Here is a 17,146-nt window from a genome sequence, read left to right as displayed (position 1 = left end):
GCGCTCCAGAGCTTTCCACGCTCCGGGAGAACGGACCAGCATCGTTCCCGTCACGAAGAAGGAGGGGGGGCCTCCGCCGGCCGCAGCCCGTGGTCCACCAGGAAGCCGCGCACCGCGTCGGCGATCTCCGTCCCGGCCTCCAACAATCCCGCGTGCCCGGCGTCCTCCACCAGCATCCAGTGGGCATGTGGCAGCGCGTCACGCATGCGCACCATCTCCCGCAGCGGGACGAGGGTGTCATGACGCGCGGCGATGATCTGCGTGGGCACCTTCACCTGGGGCAGCACGTCCCAGGCGTGCCCCTCCGCGAACCCACGCAGCGTGTGCCAGTAGGCCTGGGGGCTCATCGTCCGCAGCGCGCGCAGGAACTCGTCGATGTCGTCACGCGGAGCCCGGGGCCTCAGCGCCCCCACCGCGCGGGCCAACGGATACGCCAGCCGGCTGCCCAGGAACGCGCGCACCACGGGTGTCGCCAGAGGCACCGCGGGCGTCGCCAGACGGAGGGCCTCGCGCGCCGTGCCCAGCAGCGTCCTCGCCGCCAGCCCCGCGTCCCCCGAGCCCGCCGCGCCCGGGCTCCCCGCGATGAGCGTCATCGCCGGCACCAGGTCCGGACGGCGGCGATACAGCTCCAACAGGACGCGCACGCCCATGGAGTAGGCCACCTGGTGCGGGGGCCGTCCGTCGCCGAGCGCCATCACCTCCTCCGTGACGCGCTCCAGGTCCCCCACGTGCACGGAGAAGTCGTAGTCGCCTCCGCGCGACTCCTCGCTGCCCCCGTGGCCCCGGTAGTTCCAGTGCACCACCCGGTGGTCCTGCTCCAGGCTGGCGACGACGTGGCGCCAGAAGTTCTCCGAGGAGCCGATGCCATTGCTCAGGAGCACGGTGGCGCGCGGCTTGAGCGCCTCGTCCGAGGACTCCTCGAGCAGCTCCCCCAGGTGCGTATGCCAGGCCACCCGGGTTCCATCCGGAGCGACGACGAAGCGCGTGGTGCGACGGTAGGGCATGCCGCCCTCACCATGGTGCGAGGACGGCGAGCGCGCAAGCCGTGCGTGCCCCAGGCCCCCGTCGTCACACTCCTCCACCGCAGGCGTCCGAGGTATGAGGGCGCATGCTTCGTGACGACGCGCAGGCGCTCGACCTCACCCCGGTGCTCGCGCACTACGCCGAGCATGGCTATGCCCGGCTGGGCAGGGTCCTGGACGAGGAGGGCCTCGTGGCCCTGCGCGAGCGGGCGGACGACCTGATGCTCGGCCGCGTGGTCTACCCCGGCATGTTCTTCCAGCCGGACGCCACCACCGGACGCTACGAGGACGCCCCCCTGGGGCTCGGCTGGCAGGGGCCCTCGCTGGACTACCGCAAGCTGGAGAAGCTGGAGAAGGACGCGCGCTTCCTCGCGTGGCTGGAGAATCCGCTGTTCGAGCGCATCGTCCGCGCGCGCATCCCCGGCGACATCGTCCTGTACCGCGCCATCCTCTTCCACAAGGGCCAGGCCGGCGGCAGCAACCTGCCCTGGCACCAGGACGGAGGTCGGCTCTGGGGACTCACCCGGGAGCCGGAGCTCCAGCTGTGGACCGCGCTGGATGACGCCCCCGAGGACGGCGGCTGCCTGGAGGTGGTGCCCGGCAGTCACCGGCGAGGACTGGTGACGGAGCTGGGCGGCGTCATCCCGCCGGACCAGGTGGCCGCCGAGGACGCGGAGCACCGCGCGGTGCCCCTCCCCGCGCTCGCGGGCGAGGTCATCCTGGTGCACAACCACCTGTGGCACCGCTCAGGCCGTGGCCGCCCCGGCCTGAGGCGCCGCGCGTTCTCCGCCTGCTACATGAGCGCGGACACCCGCTGCGTGCGCAAGAAGAAGGCGCCCCGCGTGTTCCATCCGCTGTTCCGCCACGGACGCGACTGAAGCGGCCTTCAGCCCACCAGGTGCAACGGAGGGGGACGTCCCAGCGCGCGCGCGCGGTGCCCCACCGGCAGGGAGACGCGGAAGGTGCTGCCCCGCCCCACCTCGCTCTCCACGGAGATGTCCCCGCCGAAGCCGGTGACGATGCCGTGGCAGATGGACAGGCCCAGGCCCGTCCCCTCCCCCACGGGCTTGGTGGTGAAGAACGGGTCGAAGATGCGCGCGCGCACCTCCGGCGTCATGCCCACGCCGGTGTCGCTCACCTCCACGATGACCCGGTCCCCCGAGGCGCGCAGCACCACGCGCACCTCGTGGTGCTCCGGCTTGCCCTCTGGAATCGCATGCGCGGCGTTGATGAGCAGGTTGAGGAACACCTGCCCGAAGCGCCCCTCGCTGCCCTCCACCGGAGGCACGTCGCCGAAGTCGCGGATGATCTGCGCGCGCATCTTCAGCTCTCCGCGCGCCATGGTGATGGCGGACTCGAGCACCGCCTGCAGGTTGACGGCGGTGGCCACCTCGTCGTCCCCGCGCGAGAAGGTCCTCAGGTCCCGGACGATCTGCCGCACCCGGTGCGCGCCATCCACCGCCTCGCGCAGCACCTCCTCCATCTCGGACGTGCGCCCCGGGGGCAGCTCGCGCGTCACGTTCTGCAGCTCCACGGAGAGGAACGACAGGTTGGAGAGCACGAAGGCCAGCGGGTTGTTGATTTCATGCGCCACGCCCGCCGCCAGCGTGCCCACCGCGGCCAGCCGGTCCGACACGACCAGCTGCGCCTGCATCGCCTTGCGGTCCGTGACGTCCAGCGACACGCCCCCCAGGAGCCTCCGCCCTGAGCGGTCGCGCACGATGAAGCGGTAGGTGAGCCAGTGCCGCTCCGAGCCGTCCGGCGCGGGAATCATGCCCTCCGTCGCGCTGGGCTCCCCCGACGCGAGCACCGCCTGGTCCTCGCGCCGCACGTGCTCCGCGGAGGCCGCGGGCATCAGCCGCGCGTCGTCCATCCCCTCCACGTCCGCGCCATCGGCCAGGCCGAAGAAGCGACGATAGGGTTCGTTCACCCAGACGCGGCGCCCCTGCGAGTCCTTCATGTACGCCACCGCGGGGCTGTGGTTCATGAAGGCCGCGAACAGCGCCTGGGACTCCTGCAGCGCCGCGAGCGCCGCCGCGCGCTCCTCCATCAACGCCTGCCTCGCCGCCGCCTCCGCCGCGTTCCCCATGGCCGCGCCCAACAGGCCCGCCATCAGCTCCAGCGTGCGCACGTCCCGGTCATCGAACGCGTTGGGCAGGTGCGAGGTCAGGTTCAGCGCCCCCACGGGCCGCGCCTCGCGCCACAACGGGACGCAGACCATGGAGCGCGCGCCCACCTGCCGCGTGGCCGCCACGTTGACGCGCACGTCGTCCTCGGTGTCGTCGGTGCGCATCACCTCGCCGCGCAAGAGGCTGGTGCCGGTGAGGCTTCCCTCCACCTTCAGCCGGAAGCCCATGTGCCGCCGCAGGCTGCCGGTGGCCACCCGGTACTCCACGTAGCCCTCCTCCAGCAGCGCCACCGCCGCCCCGTCCGCGCCGCACAACACCCGCGCGCGCTCGCACAACAGGCTCATCACCCCCGACAGGTCCAGCCCCGCCAGCGCCACGTCCGCCTGCGTCTGGATGATGGAGGCCAGCCGCTCCATCTCCCCACGCGCCGCGGCCTGGGTGCTCTGCATCTGCCGACGCCGCGCCGCCCGGCGCTCCAGCAGCAGCCGGCGCGCGCGCACCTCCACCGCGTGGAAGGGCGCCACGAGGAACTCCTCCACGCCCGCCGACAACAGCGGCGCGAGCGCCTCGTCCGTAGCCTCGTCCGCCAGCCCCAGCACCAGCGGATCCTCGGGCCTGGCGCGCCCACGCAGCGCATCCAGCCACCGGGCATCCGGCGCGAGCGACGCGGCCTCCACGATGAGCACGTCCACGTGGCCGTGCACCAGCTCCGCGTCCGCCTCCGCCGCCTCGCCCCGGATGAGCACGTCCTGCCCCTGACGTCGGAGCTCCTCCGCGACGGGATGCTGCGGGTCCGCGCTGATGCACAGGTACCTCATCCGTTCGTTTCCACCTCGGCGAAGGTCCCTGACCGGCTTTGGAATGTTACAATCTAGCAGCAGGAGCAATCCACCGCGTCCGGTCCGACAGTGAGGGGCCGCGCCACCCCAGCAATCCTCCGCGGAAAAGAGGCCGTGCGTGCCGGGCAGTCCAGGAGTCGTCGTCGCCGAGCAACCCCACTACCTGCCCTGGGTGGACTTCTATGAGCAGACGGCGCGCGCGGACACGTTGCTGGTGCTCGACAACGTGCAGTGGCTCCGGCGTGGCTGGCAGCGCAGGACGCGCGTGGCGCTGCCCGCCACCGTGCCCACACCTCCGCCCACCGAGCCCGGCTTCCAATGGCTGTCCATTCCGCTGGAGGACCCACATCGCGACACACTCATCGCCGACCTGGCGGTGGACTCGCGTCAGCGCTGGGCGCGCAAGCACCTGGACACGCTGGTGACGCTGTACCGGCGGCGGCCCCATTTCGCCACCCAGGTGCTTCCGCTGCTGGAGCCCTTCTATGACGGCGTCGCGACGGAGGCGGGCCCCGGCTCGCTCCTGAGGGTGTTGCTCGCGAGCACCGCCCTCTTCCACGCGCCGCTGGGGCTGTCGCCGCGCATCCTGCTGGCCTCCACGCTGCGGAAGCAGGGCGACGAGAAGTCGGCGCGGCTGGTGGAGTACTGCCGACAGCTGAAGGCCCACACGTACTACTCGGGGCTGGGCTCGTCGCTGTACCTCCAGGTGGGGCTGTTCCGGAGCGCGGACGTGCGCGTGCTGTGGCAGCGCTTCCGCCACCCGCCCTACGAGCAGGGGCGCGACGGGAGGTTCGTGCAGGGGATGTCCATCGTCGACGTGCTGTCCAACGTCCCCGTGGACGAGGTGCGCCGGTGGTTGGAGCCCTCGCCGTGGGGCCCCTTCGCCCCGGCGCCCCCCTAAGGAGCGCTGAAGGGCCTTCAGCCCGCGGAGGCCGCGGTGGTCTCCGCGGGCTTGTCGAAGCGCACGAAGTAGCTGCGCACGGCGGCGTCCAGCAGCGCCGGGTCCAGGCGAGGCTCCTGCCCCATGTAATGGGACATGTCGATGACCTGGTCCAGCAGGTCGCGCGGCTGGCAGGCCGCGAAGGGCCGCTGGGTGGGCCGGTAGTGCTGCTCGATGAGGTAGTCGACCGCGTTGGCGTTGTAGGCCACGCCGCGCTTGCGACACATCACCTCGAAGATCTGATGGAACTGCTCCTCGTCCGGGCGCTGCACCTCCAGCTTGTAGCGGACGCGGCGCAGGAAGGCGTCGTCCACGAGCGCGCTGGGGTCCAGGTTGGTGGAGAAGGCGGCGAACACATCGAAGGGCACCTGCAGCTTCTTGCCGGTGTGCAGGGTGAGCATGTCGATGTCGCTCTCCAGCGGGACGATCCACCGGTTGAGCAGGTCCTTGGGGGAGACCTTCTGCCGGCCGAAGTCGTCGATGAGGAGCATCCCGTTGCTGGCCTTCATCTGGAACGGGGCCTCGTAGTACTTCACCTCGGGCGAGTACACGAGGTCGAGCATCTCCAGCGTCAGCTCACCGCCCACGACGACGAGCGGCCGCCGGCAGCGCACCCAGCGCCTGTCGTACGAGGGGGCCCCCTCCTCCTCCACGGGCTTGTGGAGGTTGCTGTCGAAGACGCGCACCACGAAGTCGTCGATGAGGATGGCGTGGGGGATGAAGATGTCCCCGTCGAAGCAGTTCACCATGCCCTGGCAGATGGCTGTCTTGCCATTGCCCGGCGGCCCGTAGAAGAAGATGGCGCGCCCGGAGTTCATCGCCGGACCGATGCCGTCGTAGATGTAGTCGCGGATGATGAGGTCGCCGAACTTGTCCTGCATCCGCGCGCGGGTGATGCGATTGCCGCGCACCGTCTGCTTCTTCACCGCCGCCACGTACTCCTGGAAGGGCACGGGCGCCGGACCGTTGTAGCGATTGCGGTCCGTGATCTGCCGGAGCACGTCCGTCACGAAGGGCGTGAGCTGGTAGATCATCGTCGACTTGCCCACGCCGGACGCGCCGCCGCCGCGGATGTCCACGTACTTCTGGCGGCGCAGGCCCTCGATGATGTCGTCGACGATGGACGTGGGCAATTGCAGCCGGCTGGCCAGGTCCATGCCGCGCATCTCGCCGGCGAAGAACAGCGCCTTGAGCACCAGCTCCTCGACGAACGTGGCCGTGAGCCCCGTCTCGGACAGGTCGCGGGGCTGGGTGGGCCAGAAGCGGTCCGGAGCCCCGGGGCCGCCCGACTCGAGCGCGCGACGCGAGCCGGTGACGGCGGACCGGCGCTCCGGGCCTGAATAGGCCGGAGGAGGCACCGTCCTGCGCTCGGCGCCCCCGAAGGCACCACCGCCCGGGGCCGCGGCCTGGGGACGGCGCTCCGGGGCGCCCGGGGCGGCGGAGGGAGGACGGCGGGCGGCGCCCTCCTGGTTGGACACGATGACGGACGGCAGCGCGCCGGCCTGCGGGGGAGGACGGCGCTCGGCGCCCGGGCCCGGCTGGGCGGTGCGCCGCTCGGTGGGGAACTCCGGATCATCCGAGGGAGGCGGCTGGGGTCGCATGGAAGCACCGGGCCTGCGCTCGCCGAGCCCGGGGGACGCGCCGGCCAACGGGCCGCGGGCGCGCGGGGGGGAGCTGAGGACCGGGCTGGGGATGTCGGACTGCGCGGGCGTCTCCGTGGGGGTGGCGCTGCGACTCGAGTCGTCGCTCGACTCACCCGCCGTCGGGGGGGACGGCCTCCTGAACAGGGTCATTCGGTGCTCGCTCCAGGGTGTTCGCCAGCGAGCCTACCCGAAATGACGGGGGACAACGAGGCGCCCCGGGCGTGGGCCCCACGGGCCATGATGCGCGCGCCTCCCCATGGAGGGGGTCTGTCGCCGGCGTCCACGCCGGCCCGGGCCCGCCATTCACCCAGGAGCCACACCCTTGAAACACATCCTGACCCTGTTCACCCTGCCCCTGCTGTTCATCGCCAGCGCCGCCGCGGCCCAGGGCGCGCCCGGCATCTCCTTCCACGCCGACTGGACGCTCACCCAGTCCCGCACGCTGGTCGCGGGCGACGCGGTCCAGGTGACGTACGACACGAACCGGCTGCCGCAGTGCCGGCTCACGCTTCCGGATGGCACGCCGGGCTGGAGCCTCACCGGCCACTACCGCGTCAACGGCGGCCCCGAGGGCAGCTTCGACGTCGCGGGCCAGCCCACCGCCGGCGCCCCGCCCGTGGTGTCGCTGCCCGCGGAGGGCACGCTGGCGCTGTGGTTCCGAGTCTCGAGCCCCGGCTGCGAGCACTACGACTCCCACTTCGGCTCCAACTTCCAGTTCGCCGTGCGCGCGGCGGGCACTGCGCCGACGCCGACGTGGGTGTTCCAGGAGGGCTGGCTCGAGTACACGGTGGGCACCGTGAAGGCGGGACAGCCCTTCCTGGTGGACTACGACATCGACCGGCTGCCCGAGTGCCGCCTGCTCTACAACGGCGCGCCCACGTGGGAGGTGTGGGTGCACTACCGCTTCGACAACGGCGTCACCGGGAGCCAGAGCGTCACGCAGGTCAGCGGCTACTCGCGCTACGGCGTCCCGGTGACGCTTACTCCGCCCGCGGGGGCTCGCGCCGTGACGCTGTGGTTCGAGAACTGGGACCGCGGCTACTGCCGCCGCTGGGACTCCCTGTACGGACAGAACTACCGCCTCGCGCTGCAGCCGTAATCCCCTTCCCTCCGCCCCACCGAGATGACCCACGCGGTGGGGTGGACCCGGTTGCTTTTTGCGAGGCCCGGCGGTCAACTGCGCCGCTTTCCAACCAGGGGCCGGACGGCAACCGACATGTTCAATCAGACCCACAAAGCACTGGCACAGCAGCTCAAGCCCCTGGTGAAGTCCGCGGCCCGCAACTTCATCCATCGCCTGGAGCCCTGGCTGGGGCCGCCGCCTGCCGCGGCGGCGGTGCATGCCGCTCCCGCCCCTGCTCCCGACCTCACCAGCGCCGTCTGGACGCTGCCGGACAGGCCCCTGACGGTGTCGCTCCCGCCCATCGCGGAGCTGCTCCGCGAGAAGCACGGTGGCGAGCCGCTCACCCTGGTCGCCAAGGGCCTCTTCGGCGACGACGGAACCGTCCAGACCGGCCTGCTCCAGGCGCTCTCCGAGGAGCAGCTCCAGGCCTACGTCGCGGCGGACACCTCCCCGCTCCCTCCCATGCAGGAGCGCGCCCACTACTTCGGCGAGCAGCACGTCAGCTACTGGCTCAACGGCCTGAGCGACTACCTGTTCCTGAAGGGCCTGCTGAAGTCCGCGGGCATCGACCCGGACGGGCACTTCCGCTTCCTCGACTTCGCCTGCTCGTCGGGCCGCGTGCTGCGCCACTTCCTCGCGCACGCCCCGAAGGCGGAGGTCTACGGTTCGGACATCTACTCGAACGCCATCCGGTGGATGAACCGGTACCTGTCACCCAAGGGCTTCTTCTTCCAGACCGCCATCGTCCCGACGCTGCCCATCCCCGACGCGTCCATCGACCTCATCTTCTGTGGCTCGGTCTTCACGCACATGGATGAGTTCGAGGAGTCGTGGCTGATGGAGTTCCGCCGCGTCCTCAAGCCGGGCGGCGTCGCGTTCATCTCCCTGCACACGGAGCGCACCTGGGACGCCATGGCCCGGGACGCGGGGCACCCCATCCGGCGGCACCTCCTCGACCACCCGTACCGGAGCCTGGAGTCGGACACCCAGCCCGTGCCCTCGGCGTGGTTCGACCAGCCGATGCCCTCCGAGCGGGTGGTGCTGCGCTACATGCCCTCGCCCTTCCACAACATCCACACCTTCTACAAGTCGGACTACATCCGGACGAAGTGGGCGCGCTTCTTCGACGTCCGCGAGCTGCTCCAGAAGGTCCACGGCGCGCACCAGGACGGTGTCGTGCTCGTCAAGCGCTAGACGGCGCCCGCGCGCCCGGTCGGCGCCCGCTCGTGGAGGAGCCGGGCGCCGACGCGTGGTGATTCAGAGCGCCAGGCTCTTCTCGATGTCCGCCAGCTTGAAGCGCGCCATCGCCAGGTTCGCGTTGGCGCGGTTCAGCGCGAGGTAGAAGAACAGACCGTCACGCGTCGAGAGCGGCCGGATGATGTGGTACTGCTCGCCGAGCGTGATGAGGATGTCCTCGATCTTGTCCTTGATGCCGATGACGCTCATCGCCTTCATCTTGGCGCGCACCACCTCGGTGTTCGCCGCGGCCGCCGTCTCGATGTTGAAGGCCGCGGTGCCGCCCTGGGAACCCAGACACATGCCGCTCTTCGCATCCACCAGGCACGCAGCGAACGCGCCTTCGATCTTCAGTGTCTCTTCCAGGGTCTGCTTCACGTTCGCCATGACTTCTCTTTCGACTGGGGGGTGGGTGGGGTGCTGCTCGACAGGGTGCACCAGCTCCTCCAGCGTGAACGTCAGCTGGCTGGAGTAGGTGCGCGGTTGGGGAACGAAGAGCGCCTGCGCATCCGGCACCGCCAGCAGCGCCTGGACGTGGCCGGCCATGTGCTCGCGCAGCAGGTCGCGCAACGTCTCGCGCGGTACCAGCCCCCACGACACCAACACCTCGCAGAAGTTGCCGCCACTCTTGCGACACTCCGCCATGACCTGCTCGACGTCGTCGCGCGTGACGAGCTGCTGGTGGATCAACACGGACGAGAAGTTCTGCACCCCGGGCCCGTTCAGGACCGCCCAGGCCACCTTCTGCCCGACGATGAAGATCCGCCCGGAGACGCTGGCGGACTTCACCACCACCTCACCTCCCTGGTGGCTCTCCAGGGCCTCATGAAGCACGGTGCGCAGCACAGGGCGTGAAACCTGGGTCACCGTTCGGGATGCTGGTTCCATGGAGTGGGTCCGGGACGCACCAGGTGTACTGATCTGCATATTCATCGCTCTGCGGGCAACTATATCCAGCCTCCCCGCAATATCGCAACCCGACTGCATTTTTCGCGGAAATCAGGCGATCTGGGTTCACCCCGCCCCAGACTCGGAGCGGATCCGACCCATCGCAGAGATCAACGAGGTTGGGAAGGAAATTTCCCGTAAGAATGCATACGCAGAGTATGCCTTGGCGCCGCCCAACCCAGGAGGCATGGGCCGGGCTCACGGGAGCCGACAGCCTGCCTGCTTCCCCACCATTCCCGACGCGGCCCCCTGCGTGGATTGCTCGATCATTGACAGTCGGCCCCTGAGTGACGCCGGGGGCGTGTGCAATCCATGCCGGCTGTCCGCGAGGCTTTCCGGTCATGAATGACATCCACTCGTTGCGGACCCATCTGGCCTTGAATGGCCGGATGCGGCTGGAGTTCCACGCCGCCCTGTCACGGTTCTTCAAGGAGCAGGGGGTCCCGCTCGACGAGAGGATCCTCGACTCCGCCACGCTGGCCACCGAGGAGGAATTGATGGCGCGCTCGCTGGCGGCGGCCTCCCCCGCCCCGAGCGCCCAGCCCCATGCCGCGCCCTACGCGATGAACGCCTACGCCGGCGCGTACCCGTCCTATTGGGGCTGGATGCCGACCTGGTACGCCTATCCCTACGCCTCCTACTACCCGACCCCGGGACGCTGATGGGCGCGCTCACCCCCGTGGAGGGTGCGGGCGGCATCCTCGAGTTCCCTGACGCGCTGACGGACACGAAGGCCCTGCTGGAGCTGGCGCGCGAGCCCGACGGCTGGCAGCCCACGGCGAACGCGTCCGTCACGGACAAGCACGCGAACATGCGCACCCTGGAGATGACGCTCCCGGCGCTCGCGCCCTACCGCGCGCTGGTGGAGGGCGCGCTGCTCGACGCGGCGAACGCGCGGTGGAGTCTGTCGTTGCGCGAGCACCTGCCCCAGGCGCACCTGGTCCGCTACGAGCCCGGGCAGATGTACCCGCCACACTTCGACCACCTGGGCACCCCGGAGCGCTTCTTCACCGTCATCGGGTACCTCAACGACGATTACCAGGGCGGCGCCACCGTGTTCCCGGACCTGGCCCTGCGCATCGAGCCGCGCGCGGGGAAGGTCGCCGTCTTCCCCTCGCACTACTGTCATTACCCGGCGGACGTCACCTCCGGCACCAAGTACGTGGCCGTCACCTTCCTGCTGGGAAGGCGCCCCGGCCCTCGCGTGTTCCGCGCGCAGCCCCCCCGGCCCTGAAGCCGACGCACGCTATGACTCCAGGACCTCCGGCCCCCGGAAGTCCCGGTCATGCCCCAGCGACGGGAGCGCCCGGCGCGCCTCCTCCACGCGCGCCAGGTCGATCTCCGCCGTCACGAAGCCCGCCGAGTCCCCGCCCGCGTCCGCCAGCACCTCGCCCCAGGGGCTCACCACCAGCGAGTGCCCGTACGTGTGCCGCCCTCCCGCGTGGAGCCCCACCTGCGCGGGTGCGAACACGAAGCAGCCGGTCTCGATGGCGCGAGCCCGCAGCAGCACGTGCCAGTGCGCGCGCCCCGTGGGCACGGTGAAGGAGGACGGCAGCGTCAACAGCGTCGCGCCCGCACGCGCCAGCGCGCGCTGCAGGTGCCCGAAGCGCATGTCGTAGCAGATGCCCATTCCCAGACCACCCCAGGGCGTGCGGGCCACCACCGCGCGCTCGCCCGGCCTGAAGACGGCGGACTCGCGGTAGCGCTCGCCGTTGGGTAACTCCGCGTCGAACATGTGAATCTTGTCATACCAGGCCACCACCCGACCCTCCGGGTCGATGACATAGGAGCGGTTGGCGCACCGCTCGCCCTCCACCTTGACGTGGATGGAGCCAATCAAAAACCAGACACCCTGCTCCTTCGCCAGACGCCGCGCCGACATCAGCCCGGGGTGGTGCTCCTCTGCCACCACCTTCGACAATGTATCCTCGTGGTTTGCCCCTAGGAGCGTGGAGTTCTCCGGCGTCATCACAAAGTTCGCGCCGGCCGCCAATGCCTTGTGCGCCTGCTCCTCGATGAACGAAATATTTGGCGCCATTTCATTGCGCGCATTCACCTGGATGAGGCCGACGATGAGCTTCGACATGTCTCTCTTGGCTCCTTGACCAATAACGCGGTTGTCTTTATATACCGGCTTTCGGAAAGGGGCTTCGTTCCGCTATGTCCAACGCACTCGACGTGGACGGCCTGGAGGGCGACGCTCGGGAGGGCAAAGCCAGACGCCTGGCGATTGAGAGCCCCTTCCTCCGTCGGATGCAGCGCAGACACTTCTTCCTGTTCAACGTGGGCCCGTTGCTCGGGACGCTCGCGGCGGTGGGCTGGGCCTTCGTGCGGCCCATCGGCGCGCTGGAGCTGGGGTTGTTCGGGGTGATGTGGCTCATCACCGGGCTGGGTGTGTCGGCGGGCTACCACCGCTTCTTCACGCACCGCTCCTTCAAGGCGCCCACGCCCGTGCGCGTGGCGCTCGCCATCATGGGGAGCATGGCGGCGCTGGGGCCCGTCATCTCCTGGGCGGCCATGCACCGGCGTCACCACCGGCTGGCGGACCGCCCGGGGGACATGCACTCGCCCAACCTGCACGGCGCGGACTTCGGGGGCCGGGTGCGCGGGCTGGTCCACGCGCACTTCACGTGGATGCTCCAGCACGAGTATCCGAACATCGTGCACTACGTGCCCGACCTCCTGGAGGACCGGGCCATCGTCCGCGCCTCGCGCCACTACCAGACGTGGGTGGTGCTGGGGCTCGTCGTGCCGACGGCCATCGGCGCCCTGGTGACGCGGACCTGGGAGGGCGCGCTCGCGGGCTTCCTGTGGGGTGGCGTGGTGCGGATGTTCGTGGTGGCGCAGTCCATCTCCGCGCTGAACTCCATTCTCCACACGCTGGGCTCCCGGCCCTTCCAGCTGAAGGACAACAGCCGCAACAACCCGTTGTTGGGGATGCTCATCTGGGGCGAGGGCTGGCACCACAACCACCACGCCTTCCCCCGGTCCGCCTCGTTCGCCCTGGCCTGGTACCGGGTGGACCTCTCCTACTGGTTCATCCGCCTGCTCGAGAAGCTCGGGCTGGCCACGCACGTCATCGTCCCCACGCCGGAGCAGAAGGAAGCACGCCGCGCCCGCGCGGCCATCAAGGACAGCAACGCCCACCTACAGAGGAACGAAGCGACCCATGGAAGCCAAGGCTCATGACGCGGCGTCGATTCAGTCGTGGTGCATCAACTACGTGGCGAGGATCCTCGACACACCTCCATCCCGCATCGACCCCAACGTGGAGGTGGAGCGGCTGGGCCTGGACTCGTCCACGGCCGTGGCGTTGATCATGTCCCTGGAGGAGCACCTGGGCATCGAGCTGATGCCGGAGCTGCTCTTCGAGTACCCCACCCTCGCGTCCATCTCCAAGCACCTGGCCACGAAGCTGCCCTCGGCGGCGGGAGGCGCGTGATGGGCAGCCCGGCTCGGGTGGACGAGGCGCCCACCGGCACCGCCGCGGCGCTCCGGGAGCGCGAGGGCGACAAGTACGGCGGCTCACAGGAGGGCATCCAGGCGCACTACGACCACGACGCGCGCTTCTGGGAGCTGGTCCTCGGTCCGACGATGACCTACTCCTGCGCGCTCTTCGAGGACCCGGACGAGCCGCTGGAGCGGGCGCAGATCCGGAAGATCGACTGGCACCTGGCGAGCGCCAACGTGGCCAACGCGCGCACGGTGCTCGACGTGGGGTGCGGCTGGGGCTCGGTCCTGCGGCACACCTCCGCGCGTCCCTCCGTGGAGCGCACGGTGGGCCTCACCCTCAGCCCGCTGCAGGCCGACTACCTGCGCTCGCTGAACCTGCCCCGGGTGGAGGTGCGGGTGGAGAACTGGGCCACGCACGAGCCCGCCCGGCCCTACGACTCCATCATCTCCGTGGGCGCGCTGGAGCACTTCGCCAAGCGCGAGGAGACGCCCGAGGAGAAGGTCGCCGTCTACGCGGACTTCTTCGCGCGCTGCCACAAGTGGCTCACGCCGTCCGGACGGCTGTCCCTGCAGACCATCGCCTTCGGGGACATGCGGCGCGAGGACGCCAGCGACTTCATGAACCGGGAGATCTTCCCGGACTCGGACCTGCCCTTCCTCGGGGAGATCGTGGCCGCGGCCGAGGGGCTGTTCGAGATCGTCGCCTTCCGCAACGACAGGCTCCACTACGCGCGCACGTACGACCGGTGGGCCACCAACCTGCGCCGCCATCGCGCGGAGGCGGTGAAGCTCGTCGGCGAGGAGACGGTGGCGCGCACGGAGCGCTACTTCAAGCTCACCTCCATGGGCTTCCGCCTGGGCAAGCAGCACCTGCTGCGCTTCATGCTGCGGCCCATCTCGCCCCACTGGTCCGTCAACGGCACCGACCACTGGGGTCCCCGGGGCGCCTGAGCCATGTCCATCCACTCACCCTGGCTGCGCCACGCGGAGGGCACGGCTCCGCCCTCGGCGCGCCTGCTGTGCCTGGGCCACGCGGGCGGCGGCGCCTCCAGCTTCAATGGCTGGCGCGCCGTCCTGCCCGACTGGCTGGAGCTGGTGAAGGTCCAGCTCCCGGGCCGCGAGGACCGCAGGGACACGCCGCCGTGTGAGCGGGTGGAAGAGGTCTTGCCTCCGTTGTTCGCCCAGGTGCGCGCGCTGCTGGACCTGCCCCTGGTCATCTACGGGCACAGCATGGGCGCGCTCATCGCCTTCGAGCTGGCGAGCGAGCTGCGTCGCCAGCAGGAGCCTCCGCCGCTGGCGCTCTTCATCTCCGGCCGCCGCGCGCCGCACAAGCCGCTGCGGCCCGCGCACGAGCTGCACACGCTGCCGGAGCTGGCGCTGGTGGACCGGCTCCACGCGCTGGGCGGCATCCCCCCGGGGCTGCTCGGCACCGCGAAGCGCCGCGAGTACTACCTGCCCACCATCCGCGCGGACCTCGCCCTGTCGGACGAGTACGCGTACCGGCGCGAGCCTCCGTTGCCGTTCCCGCTGCACACGTTCATCGGAGAGCACGACAACCTGGTGGTCCGCGAGGACTGGGAGGCCTGGTCCGAGCTGGCGGGCGGCACCTTCACCCGGCGGGTGCTCCCGGGCGGCCACTTCTTCGGCAAGGAGGGCCAGGCCGTGCTCATCACCTCCATCGTGGAGGGCGTCCGCGCGACGCTGTCCGCGTCCACTCCCACGCCCCTGAGGTCCGCATCATGAAGCTCATGCGCGCCGCCTTCGCGGAGGCCATCGGCGAGCCCCTGAAGCTGCGCGAGGTCCCCATCCCCGAGCCCGGCCCCGGCGAGGTGCTGGTGCGAATCGCCGCCAGCGGCGTGTGCCACACGGACGTGAGCATCCTCGACGGCGAGTGGCCGATGAAGAAGCCCCGCTTCCCGGTGGTGCTGGGTCACGAGGCCACCGGCTACGTCGCGGGCCTGGGCGAGGGCGTGCGCTCGCACAAGGAGGGAGACCGCGTCGGCGTGTTCTGGCTGAACTCCGCCTGCGGCACGTGCGAGGACTGCGCCACGGACCACGAGCCCTTGTGCGTGCGCCAGGTGGGCACCGGCTACAACGTGAACGGCACCTACGCGGACTACTGCGTGGTGTCCGAGTCCTTCGCCGTGCCGCTGCCGGACGGGCCCTCCATGGAGGAGCTGGCGCCCATCCTCTGCGCGGGCGTGACGAGCTACAAGGCGCTGAAGACGCTCGGCGCGCGGCCGGACTCGTGGGTCGTCGTCTCCGGCGTGGGCGGCGCGGGCCACCTGGCCATCCAGTACGCGACGGCGCTGGGGTTGAAGGTCGCCGCCGTCGACGTGAGCGCGGAGAAGGCGGCGCTGGCCGAGTCGCTCGGGGCGAGCTTCACCGTCAACGCGGAGAAGGAGTTCCCCGTCAACCGCATCGTCCACCGCACCGGGGGCGGCGCGCATGGCGTGGTGGTCACCACGGGCGCGGCGAAGGCGATGGAGCAAGGCGCGCGGATGCTCCGGCGGGCCGGGACGCTGATGGTGGTCGGCGTGGCGCCGGAGCCCCTGCCCTTGTCCGTGTTCGACCTGGTCATCAAGGGCCTGTCGGTGCGCGGGACGCTCATCGGAACCCGGCAGGACGTGCGCGAGGCGCTGGCGCTGGTGGCCGCCGGCAAGGTGCGGCCGCTGGTGGAGAGCAGGACGCTGGACGACGTCAACGGCGCCATCACCGCGCTGCGCCAGCGGCAGGTCCAGGGACGCCTGGTGTTGAGGATGACGTAGCACGCGGAGGAGCCCCATGGCCCACGTCGAGCAGGTCGCAGGCAAGCGGGACAAGAAGGCGGTGAGCAGCCCGTATCTGCACAAGCTGCAGCGCCGCCACTTCATCCTCTTCGACATCCTCCCCACGCTGGGCACCGTGGGCGCGCTGTGGCTCGCCTTCACCGTCCGGCCGCCCACGGCCCTGGACCTCACCCTGTTCGCGGTGATGTGGGCGCTGACGGGCTTCTCGGTCAGCATCGGCTTCCACCGGCTGTTCACCCATCGCGCCTTCAAGACGAGCACGCCCGTGCGCGTGCTGCTCACCGTCTTCGGCTGCATGGCGGCGCGCAGCTCCATGATCACCTGGACGTCGCAGCACCGGCGCCACCACGAGCTGGCGGACCATGAGGGCGACGTGCACTCGCCCAACCTGTTCGGCCAGACGTGGCGCCTGCGCCTCAAGGGCCTCTGGTACTCGCACTTCAGCTGGATGCTCAAGCACGAGTACCCCAACGTGGTGCACTACGTGCCGGACCTGCTGGCCGACAAGGCCATCATGAAGGCGGACCGGGGCTACCTGCGCTGGGCGGTGCTGGGGCTCGTCCTGCCCGGCGTCATCGCCGGCGCGCTGACGCAGAGCTGGCTGGGTGCGCTCACCGGCTTCTTGTGGGGCGGCGTGGTGCGCCAGTTCGTGGTGGCCCAGCAGGTGTCCGCGCTCAACTCGCTGACGCACATGTTCGGCACGCGGATGTTCAAGATGAAGGACAACCACAGCCACAACAACGCGCTCTTCGGCCTCATCACCTGGGGCGAGGGCTGGCACAACAACCACCACGCGTTCCCGGACTCGGCCAACTTCGGGTTCCGCTGGTACCAGCTGGACCCGGGCTATTGGATCATCCGCGTCATGGAGGCGGTGGGGCTCGTCTGGGACGTGAAGCGCCCGGACGCCGAGCGCATCGCCGGCCGCATCCAGCGCCTGGAGGCGCTCGACGAGCCCGCCGCCGAGCCCACCGCTGGCGCCCGGATGCCGGGCTGAGTCCCCCGTTCCCCACGACCTGCTTGC

Annotated in this window: 17 protein-coding genes; 12 read left to right on the top strand and 5 right to left on the bottom strand. The window is 70.3% G+C overall.

Features of this window, described 5'->3' with window-relative positions; translation table 11 throughout:
• Positions 1–50 precede the first annotated feature (50 nt).
• On the bottom strand, positions 51–1,004 hold the full coding sequence (locus AC6JA9_RS20995; RefSeq protein ID WP_223748721.1) for an alpha/beta fold hydrolase: 954 nt from the start codon (positions 1,002–1,004) through the stop codon (positions 51–53).
• Positions 1,005–1,108: 104 nt separating this feature from the next.
• Here AC6JA9_RS20995 and AC6JA9_RS20990 point away from each other — a divergent pair, with 104 nt between their 5' ends.
• Entirely contained in the window at positions 1,109–1,900 is a 792-nt protein-coding gene (locus tag AC6JA9_RS20990) for a phytanoyl-CoA dioxygenase family protein (protein ID WP_223748722.1), read from the top strand.
• An 8-nt stretch (positions 1,901–1,908) separates the two neighbouring features.
• Here the strand turns inward: AC6JA9_RS20990 and AC6JA9_RS20985 are convergent, their stop codons facing one another.
• Positions 1,909–3,969, bottom strand: a complete 2,061-nt coding sequence (locus AC6JA9_RS20985; RefSeq protein ID WP_223783223.1) for an ATP-binding protein — start codon at positions 3,967–3,969, stop codon at positions 1,909–1,911.
• A 139-nt stretch (positions 3,970–4,108) separates the two neighbouring features.
• Here AC6JA9_RS20985 and AC6JA9_RS20980 point away from each other — a divergent pair, with 139 nt between their 5' ends.
• Entirely contained in the window at positions 4,109–4,891 is a 783-nt protein-coding gene (locus AC6JA9_RS20980) for a WbqC family protein (RefSeq protein ID WP_223748724.1), read from the top strand.
• Between the two features lie 17 nt (positions 4,892–4,908).
• Here the strand turns inward: AC6JA9_RS20980 and AC6JA9_RS20975 are convergent, their stop codons facing one another.
• Entirely contained in the window at positions 4,909–6,723 is a 1,815-nt protein-coding gene (locus AC6JA9_RS20975; protein ID WP_497960564.1) for a DUF8689 domain-containing protein, read from the bottom strand.
• Between the two features lie 172 nt (positions 6,724–6,895).
• Here AC6JA9_RS20975 and AC6JA9_RS20970 point away from each other — a divergent pair, with 172 nt between their 5' ends.
• Positions 6,896–7,672 (top strand): DUF6209 family protein, encoded by a 777-nt coding sequence (locus AC6JA9_RS20970; RefSeq protein WP_497960562.1) that lies wholly within the window; start codon positions 6,896–6,898, stop codon positions 7,670–7,672.
• A gap of 117 nt (positions 7,673–7,789) precedes the next feature.
• A complete protein-coding gene (locus AC6JA9_RS20965) occupies positions 7,790–8,890 on the top strand; it encodes a class I SAM-dependent methyltransferase (protein ID WP_483577874.1) in 1,101 nt (366 codons plus the stop codon).
• A 63-nt stretch (positions 8,891–8,953) separates the two neighbouring features.
• Here AC6JA9_RS20965 and AC6JA9_RS20960 read toward each other — a convergent pair whose 3' ends face one another.
• Positions 8,954–9,778 (bottom strand): hypothetical protein, encoded by an 825-nt coding sequence (locus AC6JA9_RS20960; RefSeq protein ID WP_223748727.1) that lies wholly within the window; start codon positions 9,776–9,778, stop codon positions 8,954–8,956.
• Between the two features lie 443 nt (positions 9,779–10,221).
• Here AC6JA9_RS20960 and AC6JA9_RS20955 point away from each other — a divergent pair, with 443 nt between their 5' ends.
• Entirely contained in the window at positions 10,222–10,542 is a 321-nt protein-coding gene (locus AC6JA9_RS20955) for a hypothetical protein (protein WP_483577873.1), read from the top strand.
• Positions 10,542–11,114: a prolyl hydroxylase family protein gene (locus tag AC6JA9_RS20950; protein ID WP_267696272.1), complete on the top strand. Its 573-nt coding sequence runs from the start codon at positions 10,542–10,544 to the stop codon at positions 11,112–11,114. Before AC6JA9_RS20955 ends, AC6JA9_RS20950 begins: the two co-directional genes overlap by 1 nt.
• A 12-nt stretch (positions 11,115–11,126) precedes the next feature.
• Here the strand turns inward: AC6JA9_RS20950 and AC6JA9_RS20945 are convergent, their stop codons facing one another.
• Positions 11,127–11,966, bottom strand: coding sequence for a carbon-nitrogen hydrolase family protein (locus AC6JA9_RS20945; protein WP_497960558.1), 840 nt, complete (start codon positions 11,964–11,966; stop codon positions 11,127–11,129).
• 74 nt (positions 11,967–12,040) lie between these two features.
• Between AC6JA9_RS20945 and AC6JA9_RS20940 the strand changes: the two genes are divergently transcribed.
• The 6 genes from AC6JA9_RS20940 to AC6JA9_RS20915 are packed head-to-tail and all read left to right on the top strand — an operon-like array spanning position 12,041 to position 17,119.
• The gene (locus AC6JA9_RS20940) at positions 12,041–13,069 is read left to right on the top strand and encodes an acyl-CoA desaturase (protein ID WP_223748731.1); all 1,029 of its coding nucleotides are present in this window, start codon (positions 12,041–12,043) and stop codon (positions 13,067–13,069) included.
• Complete coding sequence (locus tag AC6JA9_RS20935) at positions 13,050–13,322, top strand: acyl carrier protein (protein ID WP_141323960.1); 273 nt, start codon at positions 13,050–13,052, stop codon at positions 13,320–13,322. The genes AC6JA9_RS20940 and AC6JA9_RS20935 overlap by 20 nt, the downstream gene beginning before the upstream one ends.
• The gene (locus AC6JA9_RS20930; protein WP_141323959.1) at positions 13,322–14,284 is read left to right on the top strand and encodes an SAM-dependent methyltransferase; all 963 of its coding nucleotides are present in this window, start codon (positions 13,322–13,324) and stop codon (positions 14,282–14,284) included. The genes AC6JA9_RS20935 and AC6JA9_RS20930 overlap by 1 nt, the downstream gene beginning before the upstream one ends.
• 3 nt (positions 14,285–14,287) lie before the next feature.
• Positions 14,288–15,076 carry a thioesterase II family protein gene (locus tag AC6JA9_RS20925; protein WP_141323958.1) on the top strand — a complete coding sequence of 263 codons (789 nt, stop codon included), beginning with the start codon at positions 14,288–14,290 and terminating at the stop codon, positions 15,074–15,076.
• Positions 15,073–16,101, top strand: a complete 1,029-nt coding sequence (locus AC6JA9_RS20920; RefSeq protein WP_497960555.1) for a zinc-dependent alcohol dehydrogenase — start codon at positions 15,073–15,075, stop codon at positions 16,099–16,101. Before AC6JA9_RS20925 ends, AC6JA9_RS20920 begins: the two co-directional genes overlap by 4 nt.
• 16 nt (positions 16,102–16,117) lie before the next feature.
• Positions 16,118–17,119, top strand: coding sequence for an acyl-CoA desaturase (locus tag AC6JA9_RS20915; RefSeq protein WP_141323956.1), 1,002 nt, complete (start codon positions 16,118–16,120; stop codon positions 17,117–17,119).
• Positions 17,120–17,146: the final 27 nt, after the last annotated feature.

It is taken from the genome of Myxococcus sp. MH1 (genome assembly GCF_059738865.1).
Note: the sequence above shows the minus strand (reverse complement) of the source record. Positions and strands in the feature narration are given on the sequence as shown.

What these genes read in the sequence shown, in the direction of transcription:
- AC6JA9_RS20995 (WP_223748721.1), bottom strand. Translation starts at nt 1,004, where the DNA reads ATGCCCTACCGTCGCACCACGCGCTTCGTCGTCGCTCCGGATGGAACC.
- AC6JA9_RS20990 (WP_223748722.1), top strand. Translation starts at nt 1,109, where the DNA reads ATGCTTCGTGACGACGCGCAGGCGCTCGACCTCACCCCGGTGCTCGCG.
- AC6JA9_RS20985 (WP_223783223.1), bottom strand. Translation starts at nt 3,969, where the DNA reads ATGAGGTACCTGTGCATCAGCGCGGACCCGCAGCATCCCGTCGCGGAG.
- AC6JA9_RS20975 (WP_497960564.1), bottom strand. Translation starts at nt 6,723, where the DNA reads ATGACCCTGTTCAGGAGGCCGTCCCCCCCGACGGCGGGTGAGTCGAGC.
- AC6JA9_RS20965 (WP_483577874.1), top strand. Translation starts at nt 7,790, where the DNA reads ATGTTCAATCAGACCCACAAAGCACTGGCACAGCAGCTCAAGCCCCTG.
- AC6JA9_RS20955 (WP_483577873.1), top strand. Translation starts at nt 10,222, where the DNA reads ATGAATGACATCCACTCGTTGCGGACCCATCTGGCCTTGAATGGCCGG.
- AC6JA9_RS20950 (WP_267696272.1), top strand. Translation starts at nt 10,542, where the DNA reads ATGGGCGCGCTCACCCCCGTGGAGGGTGCGGGCGGCATCCTCGAGTTC.
- AC6JA9_RS20945 (WP_497960558.1), bottom strand. Translation starts at nt 11,966, where the DNA reads ATGTCGAAGCTCATCGTCGGCCTCATCCAGGTGAATGCGCGCAATGAA.
- AC6JA9_RS20940 (WP_223748731.1), top strand. Translation starts at nt 12,041, where the DNA reads ATGTCCAACGCACTCGACGTGGACGGCCTGGAGGGCGACGCTCGGGAG.
- AC6JA9_RS20935 (WP_141323960.1), top strand. Translation starts at nt 13,050, where the DNA reads ATGGAAGCCAAGGCTCATGACGCGGCGTCGATTCAGTCGTGGTGCATC.
- AC6JA9_RS20930 (WP_141323959.1), top strand. Translation starts at nt 13,322, where the DNA reads ATGGGCAGCCCGGCTCGGGTGGACGAGGCGCCCACCGGCACCGCCGCG.
- AC6JA9_RS20925 (WP_141323958.1), top strand. Translation starts at nt 14,288, where the DNA reads ATGTCCATCCACTCACCCTGGCTGCGCCACGCGGAGGGCACGGCTCCG.
- AC6JA9_RS20920 (WP_497960555.1), top strand. Translation starts at nt 15,073, where the DNA reads ATGAAGCTCATGCGCGCCGCCTTCGCGGAGGCCATCGGCGAGCCCCTG.
- AC6JA9_RS20915 (WP_141323956.1), top strand. Translation starts at nt 16,118, where the DNA reads ATGGCCCACGTCGAGCAGGTCGCAGGCAAGCGGGACAAGAAGGCGGTG.